The sequence below is a fragment of the Cytobacillus sp. Hz8 genome (assembly GCF_042263505.1).
GTDB lineage: Bacteria > Bacillota > Bacilli > Bacillales > Cytobacillaceae > Bacillus_BE.
The window spans coordinates 32,816-53,816 of record NZ_JBHKFI010000017.1; the positions used below are offsets into that span (position 1 = coordinate 32,816).

A 21,001-nucleotide genomic window follows, 5' to 3' on the forward strand; every position below is an offset into this window, starting at 1 on the left:
CGAAAAAAGCGCTTTTTTTCGGTGAACTACGCCTCTGTCTTCGCCTGAAGGCTCGCCAATCGGCGAGTTTTCTTTATATGTGTTAATGGTGATTTTTTAAAAATTGATTGAATCTAAAGCAAACGATAGACCCTATTTTTCGTGAATCATAAATAGCCAAATCATGATCAAAGACTTAAATCTTAATTCAAAATAACTCACTCCCTCCAAAAATCCAACCAATTTTAAAGCTGATGGAACCTCACATAGTTAGTTTTATTTAAATTTTCAAAATACATAAACAATAATCCCCTCAAGTATGGAATAATGGGGGTGTATCAATGAAATCAGATGAAGTAGGTTTTCATTGACGGATTGACATTTCGAGAGTAAAATACAAATAACTTTATCTTGCTAATATATTAGCGAACTAAAGGATTTGTGGAATTTATCTTCATTGGGGTGAATACATTGAGTCGGTTATTTATGTTTGAGAAACCGCTGGGAATGAGAGATACATTACCAGATTTATATGAAAGCAAAAATTTAGTACGGTCAAAAATGGAACAGGAAATGAAAAATTGGGGCTATCAGTTTATTAGTACGCCCACATTAGAATATTACGAAACGGTTGGTGCAGCTTCCGCGATTTTAAATCGGCAGCTGTTCAAGCTTTTGGACAAGCAAGGACATGGACTGGTTCTTCGTCCAGATATGACGGCACCGATTGCACGTGTTGCAGCATCAAGACTTCTTCACGAGGATCTACCAATACGCTTGGCTTATTCCGAAAATGTTTTTCGAGCACAGCAAAGAGAAGGTGGAAGACCAGCTGAATTTGAGCAAATCGGTGTTGAATGTATTGGCGATGGTACCATTAGTGCGGACGGGGAAATCATTGCCCTTATGACTTCATCTCTGAAAAAAATCGGCTTGGATAATTTTCAAATTTCTATTGGCCATATTGGTTTTGTTCGGGATTTATTTACCCAGATCGTGGGAACAAAGGAACGCGCTAATGCTCTGACACAATTTTTATATGAGAAAAACTATGTTGGATATAGAGAACATGTTGAAAGCTTATCGTTATCTTCTATCGATAAGGCACGCCTGCTTGACTTTTTGAAGCTGCAGGGTGGACCAGAGGTTATAGAGGAGGCCCTTCTTTTACTTGAGGATGATAAAGGAAAGGAAGCCATTCTTCAATTAAAACAACTATGGGACATTATTGTCGATTATGGAGAGGTAGCCAATATCAAGTTTGATTTAACCCTTGTCAGTCATATGAGCTATTATACGGGAATTCTTTTTGAAGTATATGCCGATCAAGTTGGCTTTCCAATTGGGAATGGCGGCAGATATGATTTGCTCTTTGAAAAGTTTGGCAAGCAAACTGCGGCAACGGGCTTTGCTTTAACCCTAGATAGATTAATAGAAGCAACTGGTGAAATCATCGACAGCAAGCCTGAGTACTGCATACTTTTCAGTGATGAAAGAAGACAAGAGGCCTTCCAATTGGCAAGGGAATATCGGGCTGCAGGGAAAAAGGTTGTACTTCAGGATATAAACGGTGTTAAAAACATTGATGCTTGCACGGGTCAATTTGAGGATGTTACCTTTCTTGTTGGCAGCAAAGGGAGAGTGGGACAATGAGAAATCATTTAACAATTGCGATGCCAAAAGGCAGAATTTTTGAAGAAGCGGTGGAGTTATTAAAGCAGGCTGGCTATCATCTTCCTCCTGAATTTGAAGAAAATCGGAAACTCATTATTGATGTTCCAGAGGAAAATTTTCGCTTTATTTTAGCCAAACCAATGGACGTTCCTACATATGTTGAGCATGGTGTGGCTGATTTAGGCATTGCCGGAAAAGATGTTATGCTGGAAGAGGAAAGGGATGTCTATGAATTACTTGATTTGAAAATTAGTCATTGCTATCTGGCTGTAGCGGGACTCCCAAATACGAAAATGAATGATGTTGCACCAAAAGTAGCAACGAAGTATCCCAAAGTGGCCGCTGCCTTTTTCCGTGAACAAGGACAGCAGGTCGAAATTATCAAACTAAATGGATCGATTGAATTAGCACCGATTATTGGCCTTTCCGACCGCATTGTTGATATTGTTTCAACGGGCCGGACCCTAGTTGAAAATGGATTGGTGGAATATGAGCGCATCGTTGATATAACATCCAGAATGATTGTGAATCCTGTGAGCTATCGGTTAAAGGATGTACGCATTAAAGAGCTAGTTTCTCGACTTAATTCGGTCATACTGTATTCGTAAGATTCCCGTAAATGGAGGGCGAAAAATGAAAATTCTCAAAGTAAATGAAAATATTAATATAAAACGCTCTGTCGAAAATGGTACAGAGTCACAACGTCAGATTGTCAAAGAAATCATTGCTAAAGTGAAATCAGACGAAGATAACGCTTTATTCGAGTTAACTGCTAAATTTGATGGTTGCCGCTTAAATTCTCTCCTTGTCTCGAAAGAGGAAATCAAAGAAGCATACGGATTGGTAGATAAAAATCTTGTGGCAATTATTCGTGAAGCAGCAGAAAATATTAGCATTTATCATGAAAAACAAGTTCGCAATTCATGGCTGACGACGGATGAAAGCGGAACGATTCTTGGTCAAAAAATTACACCTCTAGATTCTGTTGGTGTCTATGTACCAGGTGGAACAGCAGCCTATCCTTCTTCTGTTTTGATGAATGTGATGCCAGCGAAGGTTGCAGGAGTGGAACGAATTGTGATGGTTTCTCCTCCAGGTAGTGACGGGAAATTACCAGCAGCTGTTTTAGTTGCGGCACAAGAGGCCGGAGTAACGGAAATTTATAAGGTCGGCGGGGCCCAGGCTGTCGCTGCATTGGCCTATGGAACGGAAGTCATTCGCCCTGTTGATAAAATTGTGGGACCAGGAAATATTTATGTTGCTTTGGCCAAAAGGGAAGTATATGGGGATGTCGATATCGATATGATTGCTGGACCAAGTGAGATTGGCATATTAGCAGATGAAACAGCGAAGGCCAATGAGGTGGCGGCTGATTTACTTTCCCAAGCTGAGCATGATGCCTTAGCCTCAAGCGTCTTAGTGACAACATCAGAGCAATTGGCTGAAGAGGTAGCATCAGAGGTTGAAAAACAGCTAGCAGAGTTGCCACGAAAGGAAATTGCTGGTCAGTCGATTGAAAGTCATGGGGTGATTTATCTTGCCGAGACCACAGAGGAAGCGATTGAAACGATGAATCGCATTGCGCCAGAGCATTTAGAAGTGGTAACAAAAAATCCGTTAGAATTGCTTGGAAAAATCAGACATGCAGGGGCCATTTTTCTTGGACGATTTAGCTCGGAGCCAGTGGGGGACTATTTTGCCGGACCGAATCATGTGCTTCCAACTAATGGAACAGCACGTTTCTCCAGTCCATTGAATATCGATGATTTTCAAAAGAAATCAAGCATTATCATGTATAGTGAGCAGGCCCTCAAGGAAAATGGAGAAAAAATTGCGGCATTCGCTCGCTTAGAAGGATTAGAGGCGCATGCAAGAGCAGTCGAAGCAAGATTGAAAAACTCGTAAGATGAGTATGACGTTAATATTTGGGGTGGAGGAAAAGTCAATGAGCAGATCATCAAGTATTAAAAGAACAACCAATGAGACAGATATTAGGTTAAGTCTTCAAATTGATGGTGAGGGCAAAGCAAATTTACATACAGGGGTGCCGTTTTTAACCCATATGCTTGATTTATTTACAAAGCATGGTCAATTTAATTTAGATATAGAAGCAAATGGGGATACGGAAGTAGATGATCATCATACTACGGAAGATATCGCAATATGCCTAGGGCAGGTGTTAAGAGAAGCTTTAGGAGATAAAAAAGGAATTAAACGTTATGGAAATTCATTTGTTCCAATGGATGAAGCCCTGGCCCAGGTGGTTGTTGATTTAAGCAATCGTCCTCATTTAGAAATGCGGGCACAATTCCCGAGTCAGAAAGTAGGAACCTTTGATACGGAATTAATCCATGAATTTTTATGGAAGCTTGCCCTTGAGACCCGTATGAATCTTCATGTGATTGTTCATTATGGGCAAAACACTCATCATATGATCGAAGCTGTTTTTAAGGCATTAGCGCGTGCTTTAGATGAAGCGACAACCATTGATCCACGCATTAAAGGAATTCCATCGACGAAGGGAATGTTGTAGATGATCGGGATTATTGACTATGGCATGGGCAATTTATTTAGTGTGAGTCAGGCTTTGAAGCGCCTCGATGTTCCCTATTTTTTATCAGAGAATAAAGAAGAACTGATAAAGGCAGACCGTTTGATTTTACCAGGAGTCGGGGCATTCAAGGATGCTATGAATCGTCTAAATGAAGCAGGCTTAAGCGAAATGATTAAAGAATTTGTACAGACGGGAAAACCACTATTAGGAATCTGTCTTGGAATGCAGTTGTTGTTTGAGGAAAGTGAAGAACATGGTCTAACGAAGGGTTTGGGGCTACTTCCTGGTAGAGTGGTTCATTTTCCTGGTGTAACCCAAGAAGGAGAGCCCTATAAAGTACCACATATGGGCTGGAATCGACTTTTATTTCATCATCCGTCTCCGATTTTACAAAATATAGAGGAGAATTTTGTCTATTTCGTTCATTCCTATTATGCACGGACAAACGAGAAAGAAGTTGTCATTGCCGAATGTCAGTATGATGTGAAAGTACCAGCTATTGTTGGCAAAAAGAATGTTTTTGGAATGCAATTCCATCCAGAAAAGAGTGGGAAAACAGGAATGGAGCTTTTGCGAAATTTCACCAAGCTTGCTTTAGATGAGGAGGTGTCCGCATGAACTTTACAATCTATCCAGCGATTGATATGAGAGGCGGAAAATGTGTCAGACTCCTGCAGGGAGATTATAATCAGGAAACCGTTTACGGCGATTCTCCTTTTTCTATTGCACAGCAATTTACGGGTGATGGTGCTTCATGGATTCATATGGTTGATTTAGATGGTGCAAGAGATGGAAAAAGAGTAAATGATGCTTTTGTCATTCGAGCTGCAGAACAGTTGGATGTGAAGGTGCAAATTGGAGGGGGCATTCGTACAGAGCAGGATATCGTTCATTATTTAGAGCATGGAGTCGATCGGGTGATTATTGGAAGCATGGCGATCTCTAATCCCGCCTTTGCGATGGAAATGATTAAAAAGTACGGATCTCGAATTGCAGTGGGAATAGATGCGAAGAATGGTTATGTTGCGACTCATGGATGGCTTGAGACATCTGAAATGAAGGCTGTTGAAGTAGGAAAGCGATTTGCAGAAGCGGGAGCGGATACATTTATTTTTACTGATATTGCCACAGATGGCATGCTTTCTGGACCGAATCTCGAAGCGGTTGAGCAGATGGCTCAAGAAACTAAGAAAAAAGTTATTGCTTCAGGTGGGGTAAGTAAGCTAGAAGATCTTGTTGCCTTGAAGGCATTATCCAATTCAGGTGTTGCAGGTGCCATTGTTGGGAAAGCCATTTATGAAGATTGTTTTACCGTGAAAGAGGCATTAAGTGAGGTGGGCCAATAAGTGTTAACAAAAAGAATCATTCCATGCCTGGATGTGAAAGACGGGCGCGTTGTGAAAGGAATTCAATTCGTCCAATTGCAGGATGCCGGGGATCCGGTGGAGCTTGCCCGTTTTTATGATGAGCAGGGGGCAGATGAACTTGTATTTCTAGATATTTCAGCCTCCCATGAGGGAAGAAAGACGATGGTAGATGTCGTAAAGGCGGTAGCCTCGGAGCTTGCGATTCCTTTTACGGTTGGGGGCGGAATCAATTCACTTGAGGATATGAAAAAAATCCTCAGAGCGGGTGCCGACAAGGTATCCTTAAATACAGCAGCTGTGCTGAATCCAGAATTAATTAGTGAAGGCGCTCGCTTCTTTGGTAGTCAATGCATGGTGGTAGCGATCGATGCGAAATTTGATGAAGCTCTTGGCTCCTTTCGTGTCTATACTCATGGAGGGAGAGAAAGAACGAATCTGGATTGTATCGTTTGGGCGCAGGAAGCGGTTAGGCGTGGTGCCGGTGAAATCTTATTAACAAGCATGGATAGTGACGGTGAAAAAAAGGGTTTTGACCTGAAGCTCACAAAAGCGGTGAGCGAAGCTGTGTCAGTTCCGGTTATTGCCTCAGGTGGAGCAGGAAAGGCAGAGGATTTTGTGGCTGCCTTTGTTGAGGGAAAAGCGGATGCTGCTCTTGCTGCTTCAATATTTCATTATAAGGAGACATCCGTTGCGGAAGTGAAGTCTTTTCTAAAAGAAAAAGGGGTGTACGTTCGATGAATTACGAAGAAGAGATTAAATTTGATGAACAAGGATTGGTTCCGGCGATTGTTCAGGATGCCATCACCAAAGAAGTACTAACACTAGCCTATATGAACAAGGAGTCTTTACAAAAGTCCTTGGAAACAAGAGAAACCTGGTTTTACAGTCGTTCTAGACAGGAACTTTGGCATAAAGGAGAAACAAGCGGAAATACGCAAACCATTGTGGAAATGAAATATGATTGTGATCAGGATGCGATTCTCGTTTTAGTCAATCCCAAAGGTCCTGCTTGCCATCATGGGACTACAAGCTGTTTTACCGATAAACTGATTACATCAGAGGTGGGCAGCAATCAATTAAGTCTACAAGACTATCAAATTCTTGGTTCATTAGAGCGGGTGATTGTTAATCGTCAAAAAGAACGACCTGAAGGGGCCTATACTACTTACCTATTTGAAAAAGGCGTCGATAAAATTTTGAAAAAAGTCGGAGAAGAATCAGCGGAAGTCATCATCGCTGCGAAAAATCGTGACCATGAAGAATTAAAATGGGAGGCAGCTGATTTGCTTTACCACTTGCTTGTCTTATTAGTGGAGCAAGAGCTGCCGTTTAAGGAAGTTCTCAATGTATTAACGCAAAGACATGAAAAGCATGATCAATAAAGGATAACAGGAAATCTGACTTTGAACTTAATATGAAAAGGGAAAGTCAGATTTCTTATATTGGTTAAAAATTAAATACGGTATTAAAAAACGATTTAAATTTTACCACGTAAAATGGAGTAATCTCTTCTTTATCTTAAAATAAGGGGGCATACCCTCTTTTTTCTAATATGTGTTCAGGAAAAATGACATTGCTAAGTTCGAAAAGAAATTGATCATTTAGGATTTTAATAAAAGTTCCTTTCATTCCTAAGGATTGGGCATCCACAATACCGGCACTCTCTAGTTTTCTTAAACCATTAACGATTACGGACCGAGTAATGCCAAACCGATCTGCAATTTTTGAGGTAACAAGTAAACCTTCTACCCCATTTAGTTCTTCAAAAATATATTTTAAAGCGTCAAGTTCGCTATAGGAAAGTGAATTGATTGCCATTTGTGCCATTGAAATTTTGCGGGAATTTTCTGCTAACTTTACAGATTTTTCTCGGATCAATTCAATCCCGATAACAGTTGCACTGTATTCATTGAGTAATAAATCGTCATAATCAAACGCTTGGTCCATACGGGATAAGATCAATGTTCCCAGTCTTTCTTCTCCACCAATAATTGGTACAATGGCCGTTAACCCTTTTTTAAATAAATCCTTATTTTCAACAGGAAAAATAGTGTATTCGTTTTCAATATCAAGATTCATATTTGATTCATGAATATGTGATAAATGAATCATATATTCATTGGGGAATTGGCGATTCTCAATGATTTTGTCCATCCGAGTATTTTCGATTTGTTGGAAAAAAGAATAACCAAGTAGTTTTCCAGCAGCGTTTACAATAAATACATTTGCCTTTATTATTTCGCATAAGGTTTCAGAAATCACTTTGAAATAATCATTAGTATTTGGCATTTGCAAAATGGAATTAATTTTTCTAATCTTCGATAATAAGTTCATAATTCCCTCCTAATGATTAGTATTTTGGTAAAAATATAATTCTACTACCTTCATTGCCGATAAATGGAATCTATGAATCATTTTATTGTAATGAATCAAAATGCAAATTAAGTTGTTTTTTTATCCTCTCAAGGACATCTTTACAAATGAATGGCTTTATTACATAGTCATTTGCACCTGCTCTAAGGAAAAAATTCACGACATCTTTATCACCCTGAGCGGAAATCATAATGACGGGAGTCGACTTTAGTTTTCTGATATTTTTCAGAATACGGAACCCATCAATATCTGGAAGTAGAATATCTAATAGAATCAAATCATAATTTTTCGTTAGTGCTTGAATTTGTCCAGATCTCCCACTGCAGGTCATGTCGGCTTTTAAGGAGTTTTTTTCTAAATACATTTTAAGGAGTGTACAAATCCTCATTTCATCTTCGATAATAAGGATCTTATTAATGTATGAGCCCTCCCTCCTTTTAAAATATTTGGAATTAATTCTATTATTAAAATTTTTCCGAATTTTGTATATCCCCTTGCACTCTTATCTTTCAAAAAAGAATTGAGAATTGATTCCTATCTTTTTTGATATAAAAAACTACCCAGAGATTTTGAAATTTTCTGGGTAGTTTTTACTCCATAGGGAATCTAGTAAATTTAAACACACCACTAGGGTGTCAAAGAAAAATAAAAGAGATTTTTGTGATAAATGATATAGGAATATACTCCTATGTTAAAGGTGAAAATGGTAGAAAACCGGCTAGAGAAGGAAGATAAAATCCTGTTGTCATAAACTTAATTGATAGATTTTTGCGATTACCTGGGACCGGTCTTTGACATTTAATTTTTGAAAAATCCTTGTCATATGATTTTTTACAGTATGTCCACTAATATAAAGCTGATCTGCAATTTCTTGATTGTTTTTTCCTTTTAGAACGAGTTTCAGGATTTCAGATTCTCTCTTGGTTAAAGCTTTAAATCTATTATCTGTTTTTAAGGACTGTTCAACATTCAATCCTTCACTGATTTTTAGTTCAGAACGTGAAAGATATAAAATAAACTTGTTTATTAAATCACGATTGATTTCAGTATTTTTGGATAAAAATGGAATGTTTGGCTCCTCCTGTATATAAGTCCAAATGAGGACAAGTATTTGAACATTGATGGACGCCTCAGACAAACTTAAAGAATGATTTAATATTAATTGATATTCTCTAAAAACATCGATAGTTGCTTGATGGTGAATTTTTTTTATGATTTTCTCATCATATCCGATTAAATAAAAGGCGTAGGTTATAGCTTTTTTATTTATTTCTGGATTTAATAAATAGAGTTCAAACTCGTTTAATATTTTTTTTGCCCTCGTCGCTTTAATAAAAGATTGGGGATCAATAAATTCTAGTAAGTCAATTATTGAATCGATTTTTTGATCTGATTTTATGTTGTGAACGTTGTCCTCGAGATAGAGTGCAAGCCCTCCTGCCTTTGAAAGTATTTTATATAATAACAAGTCCTCTTCGTCAATTTCATTATTTAACCCAATACAGAGATATCCATAAAGATGGTCGAGATAGATTATGGGAATTTCAATTACTTTTTCCCCCCAATTTGTTAGTTGTGGAATGGGATCAGTTGTTGCAGGGCTCGAATCTTTGTTATTTAGAAAGCGATTCGTAAGGTCATTTGTATATAAAGCGACCTTTTCTTCAGATAAACCTCTTGAGACCATATTTATTGAGCTTTTATGTCTATCCAGAAAAGCAATTGAAACAAAGGGGGTTAGAGTGAGGTTAATACTCATATCTAATAGAAACATTTGAATACTTTTTGGACTTTGTAAAGATGTCATGAAATGAAATATCTCATTTTTAACCGTGGCTCTTAATTCATTAAACAATGCTTGCTTTTGCCAGTATAGTTTATTTTCAATGATTTTAATAAATGCTGCTGTTTTTCTCGCTTGAGACATTACCTCATTTTCTAAACTATCAACTTTGCAGGTTCCTCCAAAAAACAGACCGATAATATCATTCTTTTGGATAACCGGGAAGCAAAAGATGGATTTGGGATAAATTCCATGCTTTTGAAAGAACGAGCTTCTTGGATCCAATTCCAGATTGCTATAAACCTTTTCGTTCTTTAGGGCAGCGACTTGTCCTAGTAAGCCTTCACCTATAAAAAATGTTTTTCCGCTTAAATGCCTTTTTAAGGGAAGGCATTCTTTGATTTCAAATTGAACTGGGCTTATTCTCCCGGCATATCCAATAAAATCAATTATCGGATTGCTGGTAAAAAATCGTTTAAGTAAATCAGAAATACTTAAATAATCTTCTGCTAATAGCTGGAAAATTTCGTTTACTTCATTATTCTTGACTTCTATTTTTCTTTTCAACTTTTCAGCTAGCAACTGTTTCGATAAAATTTCTGCCATTCTTTCTAGATGGTGTTTCTTTTCTAGGATTTCTTCTGGTGTATATTCTCTTATGAATCGATCAAAATTTTTTAATAATTTTGATTTTCTTGAGTTTTTTTGTAGATAGGTTAAAACTGATTGTTTTGTTGGATACTCAGCAAAACAACCGGCAAAAATATAATATTCAACTTCAGCATCTAAAACTATTGGAGTAAAAATAATTTTTACCCCCGGCAAAATATCATAGAGAAGAGGCCTGAAAAACTTGGGCATATTTTGAATAATTTCCTTACATACATTTTCTATTTTATTCTGGCTTTCTATTAATTCAAAAATAGTCGACTTTTGCTGGGTTAGTAGGTTTCCTTTTTGATCAGCAATGATGATATGTAGCCCTGTTAAGTCAGTATATACTTTTTGAACATCTTGAAAGTATTCTAAATCAATTCCCATATGTCCCCCTCCTATAATGAAATTCTTTAATGAAGTTTGTAATAAGGTTAGGATGATGCTATTGAATATTTTCAAACATGTAAGTTTATCTAAATATAATTAAGCTAATAAACTTAATAATCTATCTATTTCAAAAAATTATACAATAATAATATATTGGGTTCAATTATAATCATAAAATTAATAGTTTACCCAGATATCCTTCTGTAAATCCATTTCCTATGATATAATTTTATAGTTAAACTTCGGTTATGGAGGACTACATGAGTAAAGACTCAAAAGCAATAAAACCAAAAGCAAAAATACTTACATTTAATCCAACGGGTGAGTACTATTTCTCAAAGGGAGTAAAGGCTTATCGGCGGCGTGATTTTTATAAAGCAAAGAAATATATGGAAAGGGCAATGGTTCTTGATCCCGGTGAACCGATGATTGTTTGTCAATTGGCCATTATTTTAACGGAAATGAACGAATATCAGCAGTCGAACAAGTTGCTGTATCGAATTCTTGAAGAAATGGATGAAGAAATGGCGGAATGCCATTATTTTTTGGCAAATAATTATGCCCACTTAGGTCTGTTCAAAGATGCGTATCATCACGCAAATGTTTATTTGGAAAATGATTTGGAAGGTGATTTTATCGATGATGCGGAAGAATTGATGGATGTGATCACCTTAGAAGCAGAGGAAATGAACGAGGAATTATTTGAACAGGATGATCTTATTGTTAAACAGGAGGAAGCTCGCGGGCTGCTCGAGTCAGGTCAATTTTCTGAAGCAGTTGAACTATTAAATGCTGTTATCAAGGATTTCCCTGAATATTGGTCTGCCTATAATAATTTGGCATTGGCTCATTTTTATTTAGGAGAAGTCGAGAAAGCAGTCAATATCTTAAATGATGTGCTAGTCAAAAATCCTGGTAATCTGCATGCGCTCTGCAATCTCCTTGTTTTTGCCTTTTATTTAAAAGATTTTAAGGCAACAAAGCAATTGAAGGAAGTCTTGAAAAAAGTAAAACCGATGTTACTTGATCATCAGTATAAATTAGGTGCGACCTTTGCACTGGTAGGGGAATATGAACTCGCTTTTTCTTGGTTGCGGAAACTTCAAAGACAAGGATTTGAAGGAGATGGAGCTTTTTATTATTGGTTATCCCATTCTGCCCACTTTACCGATCGGAAAAACCTGGCACTCGAGATGTGGAAAAAGGTGATTGAACTGAATCCAGAAAAGGAAGGATTGGAGCCGTGGAATCGGGAACAATCATCCATTCATAGTCTGGAAGAGGATATCCATTATATTCAAAATCGATTCACCAGTGAATTCATGGAGGAAAGATTATTTGCTCTTTTTCTCATATCAATCTCATCAAAAAAAGCCGCAATAATAACTTCTGATTGGTTTAACCTTTATGATAAGGGAGATTTAGCAGCACAGTATTGGAAGGAAATTGAAAATCCACGTGCAGTATTTACCAATTTTGTTGGAGCTCATAAAACAGCGGAGGAGCTATATCAATGTCACTATCCAGTTGGTTCTGTGGAAGCAGGGCTTTTTCTAATGTGGTTTACGATTTTCGTTGAACTGATGGATGAAGAAACAAGCATCAAGAATCATCTGGCATGGGCAGCTGCAACAGATTATTTATGGAATCAGCTTCGAGGGGAAAAGATATCTCAGGAGAAGATTGCGAAAAAGTACGGATTATCTCCCTCTACACTTCAAAAATACGTGAAACTGGTAAACCAACATTTGCTTTGAGCAGATAATTGGACGTTCAATTTGATGTCTTATAGGATATGAGTAAATAGGAAATACTATTCATAAGGGACTGTTCTATAAGTTAGAAGGAGTGGAGTAAGTTGACGGAAGAAAAAATTTATGATGTTGTGATAATTGGTGCTGGGCCAGCTGGTATGACTGCAGCCGTTTATACATCACGGGCTAACCTTTCAACCTTAATGATTGAACGAGGGGTCCCTGGAGGTCAAATGGTCAATACAGAAGAGGTTGAAAATTATCCGGGCTTTGATTCTATTTTAGGCCCTGAATTATCAACCAAAATGTTTGAGCATGCGAAGAAATTCGGTGCTGAATATGCATATGGGGATATCAAAGAAGTTATCGATGGCAAGGAATATAAAACGATTGTGGCTGGTTCTAAGCAATTTAAAGCTAGAGCAATCATTATTTCAACTGGTGCCGAATACAAGAAAATTGGTGTTCCTGGTGAAAAGGAATATGGGGGCCGTGGAGTTTCTTATTGTGCAGTTTGTGATGGGGCTTTCTTCAAAGGCAAAGAGCTTTATGTGATTGGCGGTGGAGACTCAGCTGTTGAAGAAGGTGTTTACTTAACCAGATTTGCCAATAAAGTAACGATCGTTCATCGTCGCGATGAATTGCGTGCTCAAAAAATTCTCCAACAACGTGCGTTCGACAATGAGAAGGTTGATTTTATTTGGAATCATACCGTGAAGGAAATTAAAGGAAAAGATGGAAAAGTAAGTGGCCTGACTCTTGTGTCAACAGTGAATGGAGAAGAAAAAGAGGTTCAAGGAGATGGCGTCTTTATCTATGTCGGTATGGTGCCACTTTCTAAACCATTTTTAAGTCTAGGTATTACAAATGAAAATGGCTACATCGAAACGAATGATCAAATGGAAACGAAAATTCCTGGGATCTTTGCAGCTGGAGATGTTCGTGAAAAAACATTGCGCCAAATTGTTACGGCAACGGGTGATGGCAGCATTGCCTCTCAAAACGCTCAACATTATGTAGAAGAGCTTTTAGAATCATTAAAAACAAAGGCTTAATTCCTATTAGAACAGATTCGAATAACGTAAAAATTGGGCGGACTAGCAATATTTACAAAACTTAATTGTGTTTTAATTCTCTTGTAACAATCATGAAACATAGATGGGGTATGATAAAGGTAGAAATTGACCCCCTTTAAAGATATAATCCTTTTTGGACACAGGGAAAGCACCTGTGTCCTTTTTTTATCCCACTCTTAACGGACATTTTGACTCCCACTTCAAGATTCCCGAGAATACGAAGAAGATAAGTGGGAGATCAACTGTCCGTAAAGGTCCGACGAGGGATTAAGGTCCTAGTCAGGCGAAGCCACAGGATGTGGCGTTATGAGCGTGATAAGTGAAATAAGATTTTTCTTTGGGCTTCAGCCCTTAGAAAAATCAATCAGGCTTTGCGTGACTAACCATCAGTGGGGGATGAATGGCAGACTAAAAGCGCGATGTCAACACATAAGTCTGCACACTTCACGTCCTGTGCGTCGAAAACCCCCACTGATGGAAGTTTCACTTTATCCACTACCCTAGGTCAAGAGGAATCAAAGCGTTCGATATGGATCTCGTAAAATGGAAACCCCGATTGATTGTGACCGTTTGCATAAAATAGTATAATAAAGGTAATAAAAAAAAGAAAACTGATGTTTGCTATAGATGTATAAGGGAATGCCGAGGTGAATGAAAATGCAAAGAGTGACGAATTGTGTGTTGGTGAAGGATGGAAAAATCCTGCTTCTCCAAAAGCCAAGAAGAGGCTGGTGGGTAGCTCCTGGCGGAAAAATGGAGCCTGGTGAATCCGTTAGGGATTCCTGTATCCGTGAATTTCGCGAAGAGACAGGAATTTACTTAAAAAATCCCAATATAAAAGGGATCTTCACTTTTATTATGAAGGATGGGGATCAGGTCATATCCGAATGGATGATGTTTACTTTTTATACAACTGAGGCAGACGGTCTGAACCTCGACCAATCTGAGGAAGGAAAAATCACTTGGCATCCCATTGAGGAAATAAAGAACCTGCCAATGGCGCAAGGAGATTATCATATTTTAGATTATATGGTTCATGGTAATGGAATCATTTATGGAACCTTTACTTATACACCAGATTATGAATTAATTAGCTATCGACTGGATCCAAGCTAGTGATGAAAGGGAGGTAATTGTTATGAGTACCGGTACAGCCCAAGATACCCAAATGGTAATTATTACAGGAATGTCAGGAGCGGGGAAAACTGTAGCGATTCAGAGCTTCGAGGATTTAGGTTTTTTTTGTGTAGATAATTTACCTCCGACTCTTTTACCAAAGTTTTTAGAACTAATGAAGGAATCCGGGAGTAAGATGAATAAAGTGGCCCTAGTAATGGATTTAAGGGGGAGGGAATTTTTTGATTCCTTGTTTAAGGCGCTAGATGACCTTGCTGAGACCTCTTGGGTCAATCCGCAAATTCTATTTTTAGATTCGGATGATGCTGCATTAGTGAAAAGATATAAGGAAACCCGCCGGTCGCACCCACTTGCAAAATCCGGGTCACCACTTGAGGGCATTAAGCTTGAGAGGGAATTGCTTGAGGAGCTGAAGGGGCGTGCGCAAATTATTTATAATACGTCTGCATTGAAGCCCCGGGAATTAAGGGAAAAAATCATAACGGAGTTTTCTGCTAATAAACAAACGATTTTTACCGTAAATGTGATGTCATTTGGTTTTAAATATGGATTACCGATTGATGCTGATTTAGTCTTTGATGTTCGCTTTTTGCCAAATCCACATTATATCGAGCATATGCGACCAAAGACTGGATTAGATGAGGAGGTCTATAATTATGTCCTCAAGTGGAATGATACAAATAAATTCCTTGAGAAGGTGACGGAGCTGCTTAGCTTTATGCTTCCTCACTATAAACGGGAAGGAAAAGCACAATTAATTATTGCAATTGGTTGTACAGGTGGACAGCATCGTTCAGTTGCTCTTGCTGAATACATTGGTCATTTTTTTGAAAGTGAGTATCATACGGTCATTTCACATCGTGATATTGACAAGAGAAAGGAAAAAAATACATGACACAAGGACAGCCAAAGATTGTCATAATTGGCGGGGGAACAGGACTCCCAGTTCTTCTTAGAGGACTAAAGCAATATCCTGTTGATATTACGGCTATTGTCACAGTGGCCGATGATGGAGGAAGCTCAGGTCGTATCCGAAATGAAATGGACATTCCATCACCGGGTGACATTCGCAATGTTTTGGCTGCACTTTCAGATGTGGAGCCACTCATTGAGGAAATGTTCCAGCATCGATTTTCTTCCTCCAAGGAGCTATCAGGCCATTCATTGGGGAATTTAATCATTGCGGCTATGACGTCGATTACAGGCAATTTTATGCATGCTATTCGAGAGATGAGCAAGGTATTAAATGTTCATGGAAAGGTTCTTCCTGCGGCAAACCATAGTGTGATTTTACATGCCGAAATGGAGGATGGATCGATTGTGTCTGGGGAATCAAAAATTCCCTATTCTGGAAAGAAAATCAAACGTGTGTTTTTAACACCACCTGATATCCAGCCTCTTACTGAAACGATTCAGGCCATTAGGAAAGCAGATATTATCATTATTGGACCAGGGAGTCTTTATACAAGTATTCTTCCTAATTTACTTGTACCAAAAATCGGTGAAGAGGTATGCAAAGCAAAGGCGAAAAAGGTTTACATATGCAATCTGATGACGCAGGCTGGGGAAACGCTTGATTTTACAGCAAGTGACCATGTTAAAGCGATTTATGATCATTTGAACTGTCACATGATAGATACAATTTTGGTCAATAGCGAGGAAATTCCGCTTGAAATCCAAGAAAAATACAGTGAAGAATTAGCTAAGCCCGTACATTTTGATGTCAGTGCTCTTTATGATTTAGGGTTAGAGGTTGTTCATGGGGAAATTGTTTGCTTGGACAATGATGTAATTAGACATGACACACAGGAAGTGGCAAAAATTTTATATTCTCTCTTAATAAATGAAACTAAACGAGGCTCTTAATCGTAGTACACTTTATCATCCTTTATCCCACTCTTAACGGACATTTTGACTCCCACTTCAAGATTCTGAGAATACGAAGAAGATAAGTGAGAGATCAACTGTCCGTAAAGGTCCGACGACGGACAGGAGGTCCTAGTCAGGCGAAGCCACAGGACGTGGCGTTATGAGCGTGATAAGTGAAATAAGATTTTTCTTTGGGCTTCAGCCCTTAGAAAAATCAATCAGGCTCTGCGTGGCTAACCATCAGTGGGGGATGAATGGCAGACTAAAAGTGCGACGTCAATCACAACGTCTGCACTAGCACGTTCTGTGCGTCGAAAACCCCCACTGATGGAAGTTTCACTTTATCCTGTTTGGTTTAGAGAATTTTACAAGATAATATATACAACATAAAAATGAAGTCAGGGGGTGAAGGAGATGTCTTTTGCTTCAGAAACAAAAAAAGAATTAACGAATATTGAACCGAAGGACTGTTGCAGCAAAGCGGAGCTATCGGCCTTGATTCGCATGAACGGATCCTTATCCTTCTCCAATCGCAAGCTTATAGTGGATATTCAGACAGAAAATGCTGCAATTGCAAGAAGAATTTACACCCTGATTAAGAGAAATTATGAGACGCAGGTTGAACTGCTTGTGCGAAAGAAAATGAGATTAAAGAAAAATAATGTTTATATCGTTCGACTGACACATTCCGCTAAGGAGATATTAGAGGATCTTAGAATCCTTAGAGAAGGCTTTGAATTTGTTCAGGATATTTCTCAGGACTTGATTCGAAAAAAATGTTGTAAACGTTCCTATCTACGGGGAGCATTTCTTGCGGGGGGATCGGTGAATAATCCGGAAACTTCCTCCTACCATTTAGAAATTTCCTCTCTATACAAAGAGCATAACGATGCCCTTTGTGAATTAATGAATACATTCCATTTGAATAGTAAGACGTTAGAGCGGAAGAAGGGTTTTATTACTTACTTAAAAGAGGCTGAAAAGATTACCGAGTTTCTGAGTATTATTGGTGCTCACAGTGCCCTCTTAAAATTCGAGGATATTCGGATTGTCCGTGATATGCGAAATTCTGTTAATCGTCTAGTCAATTGTGAAACAGCGAACTTAAATAAAACCATTGGTGCAGCACTAAGGCAAGTTGAAAATATTCGTTACATTGAATCGACAGTTGGCTTGCAAATTTTACCTGATAAATTGCGGGAAATTGCCGAATTGCGCGTCGCCTACCAAGATGTCACCTTAAAGGAGCTAGGTGAAATGGTATCGACTGGCACAATCAGTAAATCAGGAATCAATCATCGTTTAAGAAAGATTGATGAAATCGCGGAAAAATTACGTGTGGGAGACCAACTTTAGGTTAAAACATATAATTAACATAAAATAATAAGAGAAACATCGTGGGAGGAAGAGAATAATGGTGGAAAAACAGCTTGAAGTAAAACTGAGATCAGGATTACAGGCGCGACCAGCAGCTCTTTTTGTTCAAGAGGCGAACCGTTTTTCATCAGAAATTTTTATTGAAAAAGATGGAAAAAAGGTCAACGCTAAAAGCATTATGGGGTTAATGAGTTTGGCCATTCATTCAGGTTCGGTTATCCAATTAATCGCTGATGGAAGAGACGAGGAAAAGGCGATTGAAGAGCTGGCCAACTATATTCAAAAGGAAGCCTAAGGCCTAGAAAAATATTTGGTGTGAAAAGAGGGGATGACTTCGGTTATTTCCTTTTTTATATGGCTCTTTTTGAAAGCTTTGTATTCTTTTGGAATAATTTAGTTAGATAGTTGGAGGTTTTTTAGACAGTTCAGGGAATTGAACGGTATCTGTGATGGAATCAAGAATCTTATTTGGACAGGGTGGATGGATTTTTCATCAATTGAGTCCGAAAGCGAGGTAGATACGGACAAGATGGCTAGATTTCTCATCAATCGAGTCCGAAACAAGAGCCCATATGGACAGGATGGCTAGATTTCTAGTCATTCGAGTCCGAATTAGAAGCCTATTCGGACAGCCTAGATGAACTTCAAAACAACTGAGTCCGAATTAGAAACCCTACGTTGAGAGACTTTAAGGAATTCTGTTCAAAAAAAACCACAATCTTTACGAAAACATCGTTAAAAAAAGCAGCCAGAAAAAGGCTGCTTTTGTCGTTTAGTCATGAAGACTATTATTTGTCTTTCTTTTCATTCAAATCATGTCTTGTAATGATGTGGTCCACTAATCCGTATTCTTTTGCTCTTTCAGCTGTCATGAAGTTATCACGATCGGTATCTTTTGAGATGACTTCAAGAGATTGACCTGTACGTTCAGCGAGAATGCCGTTTAATTTTTCACGTAAGAAGAGGATTCGTTTTGCTGCAATTTCGATTTCTGTTGCTTGTCCTTGAGCTCCACCAAGTGGTTGGTGAATCATCACTTCACTGTTTGGAAGGGCATAACGTTTTCCTTTTTCACCGGCAGCTAAAAGGAATGCACCCATAGATGCAGCCATACCAATACAAATCGTTTGTACATCTGGTTTAATAAACTGCATTGTATCATAAATTGCCATTCCAGCTGTAATGCTTCCACCAGGGCTGTTAATGTAAATGGATATGTCCTTCTCAGGATTTTCTGCTTCTAAGAATAATAATTGGGCAACGATAGAATTTGACACATTATCATCGATAGCACTGCCCAACATGATAATACGATCCTTCAATAGACGGGAATAGATGTCATAAGCACGCTCCCCGCGATTGGTTTGTTCAATTACTGTAGGGATTAAGTTCATCTTTATTTCCTCCTTTTATATAAGAGTAAAACATACAAAGTTTAAGTATATTTCTCCATTAAAAGAAAACGATTTTTACTGTATGTAACTTTATAATACACTGATGGTCAATTAAGGTCAAACAATTCGCCTGATTATTTGAGAAATATTTGCCAATGGTATTTATCTTTCATTACCGTGCTATGTGGCTGTTCAGGATTTTACCTTTTTCATGTTATCCCTTTTAGCTTAAAAATAAACCTAGCTTTTTGTTGATTGTGATAAACACTTGCGAAACGTGAAAAGTCCTTCTTGCAAAGAATAGGAAGATGACATATAATATGATAACGTAATGTTTATTGCGAAATAATTTTTCTTTCATTAAATATTGGCCCTCGTGGTGCAACGGATAGCACGTAAGATTCCGGTTCTTAAAATGGGGGTTCGATTCCCTCCGAGGGCGCTAATCACCTAATATGCAAGGGTTTTTCAAGTATTTTTGGCTGAGATGTTTGATTCTTGTCTGAATACTTTGAGAAACCCTTGTTTTATTTTATGGGAATTGAAGAGAAGCACATCTATATGGAGAAGACTGCATTTAGTTGAATCATTGTTAATATAACTATTTTCAATCTTGTTTAAATATCAGCTACAAAAGGTGAAGCAGAAAATCAAGTCAGTAATAATTTGTTGTTTTATTATCGGGATGATAAAAATGGGCAATTTGAATAAGGGAAACACACAAAGGTTATCTTAAATAATATATGATTTTGCAGAGGATGATGGCTTTGTTAAATTCTCGGATGGTGCAGTTTGATAAGGCAGTGAGGTTGAGGAAAGAATCCACAGAAGCAATGATTGATTATTGGAAAGATTATTCGATTTACACATCGTTTGAATTCTGGATTTTGACAGCAATGTTGATAGTACCTCTTTTCATTCTAATCTGGAAAATTGATAAAGGGAAAATATTTCTAATTTGCTTTTTTGGATATAGTGTCCACATGATTTCTTTTTATATTAGTTTATTAGGAGTTAACATGGGCATGTGGAATTATCCCATTCAATTGGTTCCATTACTCCCCAGTTTCTCTCTGGATTCTAGTATTGTACCTGTTACTTTTATGCTTGCCTATCAATGGGCTTTAAACAAGAAGAAAAATTATTACATAGTAGCCTTGGCTGTCTCAATATTCTTTTCATTTATTTTTGAACCTATTTTAGTGAAAATGGAAATATTTAAACTATACAACCATATAACCTATTTACATCGTTTTATTTTGTATATTGTCATATCACTTGTAGCAAAGTTTATGTCAAATGTATTTTTATGGATTCAGAAACGAGGCAATATGTCAACATAGTTTTATTACCTTATTATATCTCTTGCGGAAAAAACATCATCAAATGGAAAAATATTTGCCCCATTGGAAAATAAAAAAATCAATTTGGCACCATCTGGAAGATTTCAACCATTATGGAGTAGAAAGAAAAGGGATCGGAAATATAAGTGTTTGCCCATACATGATTGGTGGTTTTCATTCAAGTGATTAAGTTAGTATAAAATTACTGTTTTTTTATACTCTAGTCGGAAAGAGGATTTCCCGTTGACTTGTATAAATGGGTCTAATTAGTTAAATG

General features: G+C 37.8%; 20 protein-coding genes and 1 tRNA gene. 17 read left to right on the forward strand and 4 right to left on the reverse strand.

Annotation, left to right across the window (positions count from 1 at the left end):
* The first annotated feature begins 450 nt into the window (after positions 1–450).
* The 8 genes from ACE38V_RS17680 to hisIE are packed head-to-tail and all read left to right on the forward strand — an operon-like array spanning position 451 to position 6,956.
* Positions 451–1,632, forward strand: a complete 1,182-nt coding sequence (locus ACE38V_RS17680; protein ID WP_375843299.1) for an ATP phosphoribosyltransferase regulatory subunit — start codon at positions 451–453, stop codon at positions 1,630–1,632.
* A complete protein-coding gene (gene hisG / locus ACE38V_RS17685) occupies positions 1,629–2,261 on the forward strand; it encodes an ATP phosphoribosyltransferase (protein WP_375843301.1) in 633 nt (210 codons plus the stop codon). The genes ACE38V_RS17680 and hisG overlap by 4 nt, the downstream gene beginning before the upstream one ends.
* Positions 2,262–2,286: 25 nt before the next feature.
* Positions 2,287–3,558: a histidinol dehydrogenase gene (gene hisD, locus ACE38V_RS17690; RefSeq protein WP_375843302.1), complete on the forward strand. Its 1,272-nt coding sequence runs from the start codon at positions 2,287–2,289 to the stop codon at positions 3,556–3,558.
* A gap of 40 nt (positions 3,559–3,598) precedes the next feature.
* On the forward strand, positions 3,599–4,186 hold the full coding sequence (hisB, locus tag ACE38V_RS17695) for an imidazoleglycerol-phosphate dehydratase HisB (RefSeq protein WP_375843303.1): 588 nt from the start codon (positions 3,599–3,601) through the stop codon (positions 4,184–4,186).
* Positions 4,187–4,825, forward strand: coding sequence for an imidazole glycerol phosphate synthase subunit HisH (hisH, locus tag ACE38V_RS17700; RefSeq protein ID WP_375843305.1), 639 nt, complete (start codon positions 4,187–4,189; stop codon positions 4,823–4,825).
* A complete protein-coding gene (gene hisA / locus ACE38V_RS17705; RefSeq protein WP_375843307.1) occupies positions 4,822–5,553 on the forward strand; it encodes a 1-(5-phosphoribosyl)-5-[(5-phosphoribosylamino)methylideneamino]imidazole-4-carboxamide isomerase in 732 nt (243 codons plus the stop codon). The genes hisH and hisA overlap by 4 nt, the downstream gene beginning before the upstream one ends.
* Positions 5,554–6,312 carry an imidazole glycerol phosphate synthase subunit HisF gene (gene hisF / locus ACE38V_RS17710; RefSeq protein WP_375843309.1) on the forward strand — a complete coding sequence of 253 codons (759 nt, stop codon included), beginning with the start codon at positions 5,554–5,556 and terminating at the stop codon, positions 6,310–6,312. It abuts the gene before it with no gap.
* Positions 6,309–6,956: a bifunctional phosphoribosyl-AMP cyclohydrolase/phosphoribosyl-ATP diphosphatase HisIE gene (gene hisIE / locus ACE38V_RS17715; protein ID WP_375843311.1), complete on the forward strand. Its 648-nt coding sequence runs from the start codon at positions 6,309–6,311 to the stop codon at positions 6,954–6,956. Before hisF ends, hisIE begins: the two co-directional genes overlap by 4 nt.
* A gap of 136 nt (positions 6,957–7,092) precedes the next feature.
* Here hisIE and codY read toward each other — a convergent pair whose 3' ends face one another.
* From codY to ACE38V_RS17730, 3 genes are all read right to left on the reverse strand, one after another.
* Positions 7,093–7,908, reverse strand: coding sequence for a GTP-sensing pleiotropic transcriptional regulator CodY (gene codY, locus ACE38V_RS17720; RefSeq protein WP_375843313.1), 816 nt, complete (start codon positions 7,906–7,908; stop codon positions 7,093–7,095).
* Positions 7,909–7,990: 82 nt separating this feature from the next.
* The gene (locus tag ACE38V_RS17725) at positions 7,991–8,437 is read right to left on the reverse strand and encodes a response regulator (protein WP_375843411.1); all 447 of its coding nucleotides are present in this window, start codon (positions 8,435–8,437) and stop codon (positions 7,991–7,993) included.
* A gap of 255 nt (positions 8,438–8,692) precedes the next feature.
* Positions 8,693–10,771, reverse strand: coding sequence for a LuxR C-terminal-related transcriptional regulator (locus ACE38V_RS17730; protein ID WP_375843314.1), 2,079 nt, complete (start codon positions 10,769–10,771; stop codon positions 8,693–8,695).
* A 263-nt stretch (positions 10,772–11,034) separates the two neighbouring features.
* On the opposite strand from ACE38V_RS17730, the gene ACE38V_RS17735 reads away from it, so the two are divergent.
* The 7 genes from ACE38V_RS17735 to ACE38V_RS17765 all read left to right on the forward strand — a co-directional run bounded on the left by ACE38V_RS17735 (position 11,035) and on the right by ACE38V_RS17765 (position 18,282).
* Positions 11,035–12,531, forward strand: coding sequence for a tetratricopeptide repeat protein (locus tag ACE38V_RS17735; RefSeq protein WP_375843316.1), 1,497 nt, complete (start codon positions 11,035–11,037; stop codon positions 12,529–12,531).
* Positions 12,532–12,632: 101 nt separating this feature from the next.
* On the forward strand, positions 12,633–13,583 hold the full coding sequence (gene trxB / locus ACE38V_RS17740; protein ID WP_375843317.1) for a thioredoxin-disulfide reductase: 951 nt from the start codon (positions 12,633–12,635) through the stop codon (positions 13,581–13,583).
* Positions 13,584–14,261: 678 nt separating this feature from the next.
* Entirely contained in the window at positions 14,262–14,720 is a 459-nt protein-coding gene (locus ACE38V_RS17745) for an 8-oxo-dGTP diphosphatase (protein ID WP_375843319.1), read from the forward strand.
* A 22-nt stretch (positions 14,721–14,742) separates the two neighbouring features.
* The gene (gene rapZ / locus ACE38V_RS17750; RefSeq protein WP_375843321.1) at positions 14,743–15,636 is read left to right on the forward strand and encodes an RNase adapter RapZ; all 894 of its coding nucleotides are present in this window, start codon (positions 14,743–14,745) and stop codon (positions 15,634–15,636) included.
* On the forward strand, positions 15,633–16,607 hold the full coding sequence (locus ACE38V_RS17755) for a gluconeogenesis factor YvcK family protein (protein WP_375843322.1): 975 nt from the start codon (positions 15,633–15,635) through the stop codon (positions 16,605–16,607). The genes rapZ and ACE38V_RS17755 overlap by 4 nt, the downstream gene beginning before the upstream one ends.
* Positions 16,608–17,024: 417 nt before the next feature.
* Positions 17,025–17,966 (forward strand): DNA-binding protein WhiA, encoded by a 942-nt coding sequence (gene whiA / locus ACE38V_RS17760; RefSeq protein WP_375843323.1) that lies wholly within the window; start codon positions 17,025–17,027, stop codon positions 17,964–17,966.
* A gap of 58 nt (positions 17,967–18,024) precedes the next feature.
* Positions 18,025–18,282: an HPr family phosphocarrier protein gene (locus tag ACE38V_RS17765; protein WP_375843325.1), complete on the forward strand. Its 258-nt coding sequence runs from the start codon at positions 18,025–18,027 to the stop codon at positions 18,280–18,282.
* Positions 18,283–18,775: 493 nt separating this feature from the next.
* Here the strand turns inward: ACE38V_RS17765 and clpP are convergent, their stop codons facing one another.
* Complete coding sequence (gene clpP / locus ACE38V_RS17770) at positions 18,776–19,381, reverse strand: ATP-dependent Clp endopeptidase proteolytic subunit ClpP (RefSeq protein WP_375843327.1); 606 nt, start codon at positions 19,379–19,381, stop codon at positions 18,776–18,778.
* Between the two features lie 370 nt (positions 19,382–19,751).
* On the opposite strand from clpP, the gene ACE38V_RS17775 reads away from it, so the two are divergent.
* Together ACE38V_RS17775 and ACE38V_RS17780 are read left to right on the forward strand one after the other, a co-directional pair.
* A tRNA-Arg gene (locus ACE38V_RS17775) sits at positions 19,752–19,823 on the forward strand.
* Positions 19,824–20,277: 454 nt separating this feature from the next.
* Positions 20,278–20,724 carry a CBO0543 family protein gene (locus ACE38V_RS17780; protein ID WP_375843412.1) on the forward strand — a complete coding sequence of 149 codons (447 nt, stop codon included), beginning with the start codon at positions 20,278–20,280 and terminating at the stop codon, positions 20,722–20,724.
* Positions 20,725–21,001: the final 277 nt, after the last annotated feature.

Coding starts and splice junctions, on each gene's coding strand:
- hisG (WP_375843301.1), top strand. CDS start 1,629: ATGAGAAATCATTTAACAATTGCGATGCCAAAAGGCAGAATTTTTGAA.
- hisD (WP_375843302.1), top strand. CDS start 2,287: ATGAAAATTCTCAAAGTAAATGAAAATATTAATATAAAACGCTCTGTC.
- hisB (WP_375843303.1), top strand. CDS start 3,599: ATGAGCAGATCATCAAGTATTAAAAGAACAACCAATGAGACAGATATT.
- hisH (WP_375843305.1), top strand. CDS start 4,187: ATGATCGGGATTATTGACTATGGCATGGGCAATTTATTTAGTGTGAGT.
- hisA (WP_375843307.1), top strand. CDS start 4,822: ATGAACTTTACAATCTATCCAGCGATTGATATGAGAGGCGGAAAATGT.
- hisIE (WP_375843311.1), top strand. CDS start 6,309: ATGAATTACGAAGAAGAGATTAAATTTGATGAACAAGGATTGGTTCCG.
- codY (WP_375843313.1), bottom strand. CDS start 7,908: ATGAACTTATTATCGAAGATTAGAAAAATTAATTCCATTTTGCAAATG.
- ACE38V_RS17730 (WP_375843314.1), bottom strand. CDS start 10,771: ATGGGAATTGATTTAGAATACTTTCAAGATGTTCAAAAAGTATATACT.
- ACE38V_RS17735 (WP_375843316.1), top strand. CDS start 11,035: ATGAGTAAAGACTCAAAAGCAATAAAACCAAAAGCAAAAATACTTACA.
- ACE38V_RS17745 (WP_375843319.1), top strand. CDS start 14,262: ATGCAAAGAGTGACGAATTGTGTGTTGGTGAAGGATGGAAAAATCCTG.
- rapZ (WP_375843321.1), top strand. CDS start 14,743: ATGAGTACCGGTACAGCCCAAGATACCCAAATGGTAATTATTACAGGA.
- ACE38V_RS17755 (WP_375843322.1), top strand. CDS start 15,633: ATGACACAAGGACAGCCAAAGATTGTCATAATTGGCGGGGGAACAGGA.
- whiA (WP_375843323.1), top strand. CDS start 17,025: ATGTCTTTTGCTTCAGAAACAAAAAAAGAATTAACGAATATTGAACCG.
- ACE38V_RS17765 (WP_375843325.1), top strand. CDS start 18,025: ATGGTGGAAAAACAGCTTGAAGTAAAACTGAGATCAGGATTACAGGCG.
- clpP (WP_375843327.1), bottom strand. CDS start 19,381: ATGAACTTAATCCCTACAGTAATTGAACAAACCAATCGCGGGGAGCGT.
- ACE38V_RS17780 (WP_375843412.1), top strand. CDS start 20,278: ATGTTGATAGTACCTCTTTTCATTCTAATCTGGAAAATTGATAAAGGG.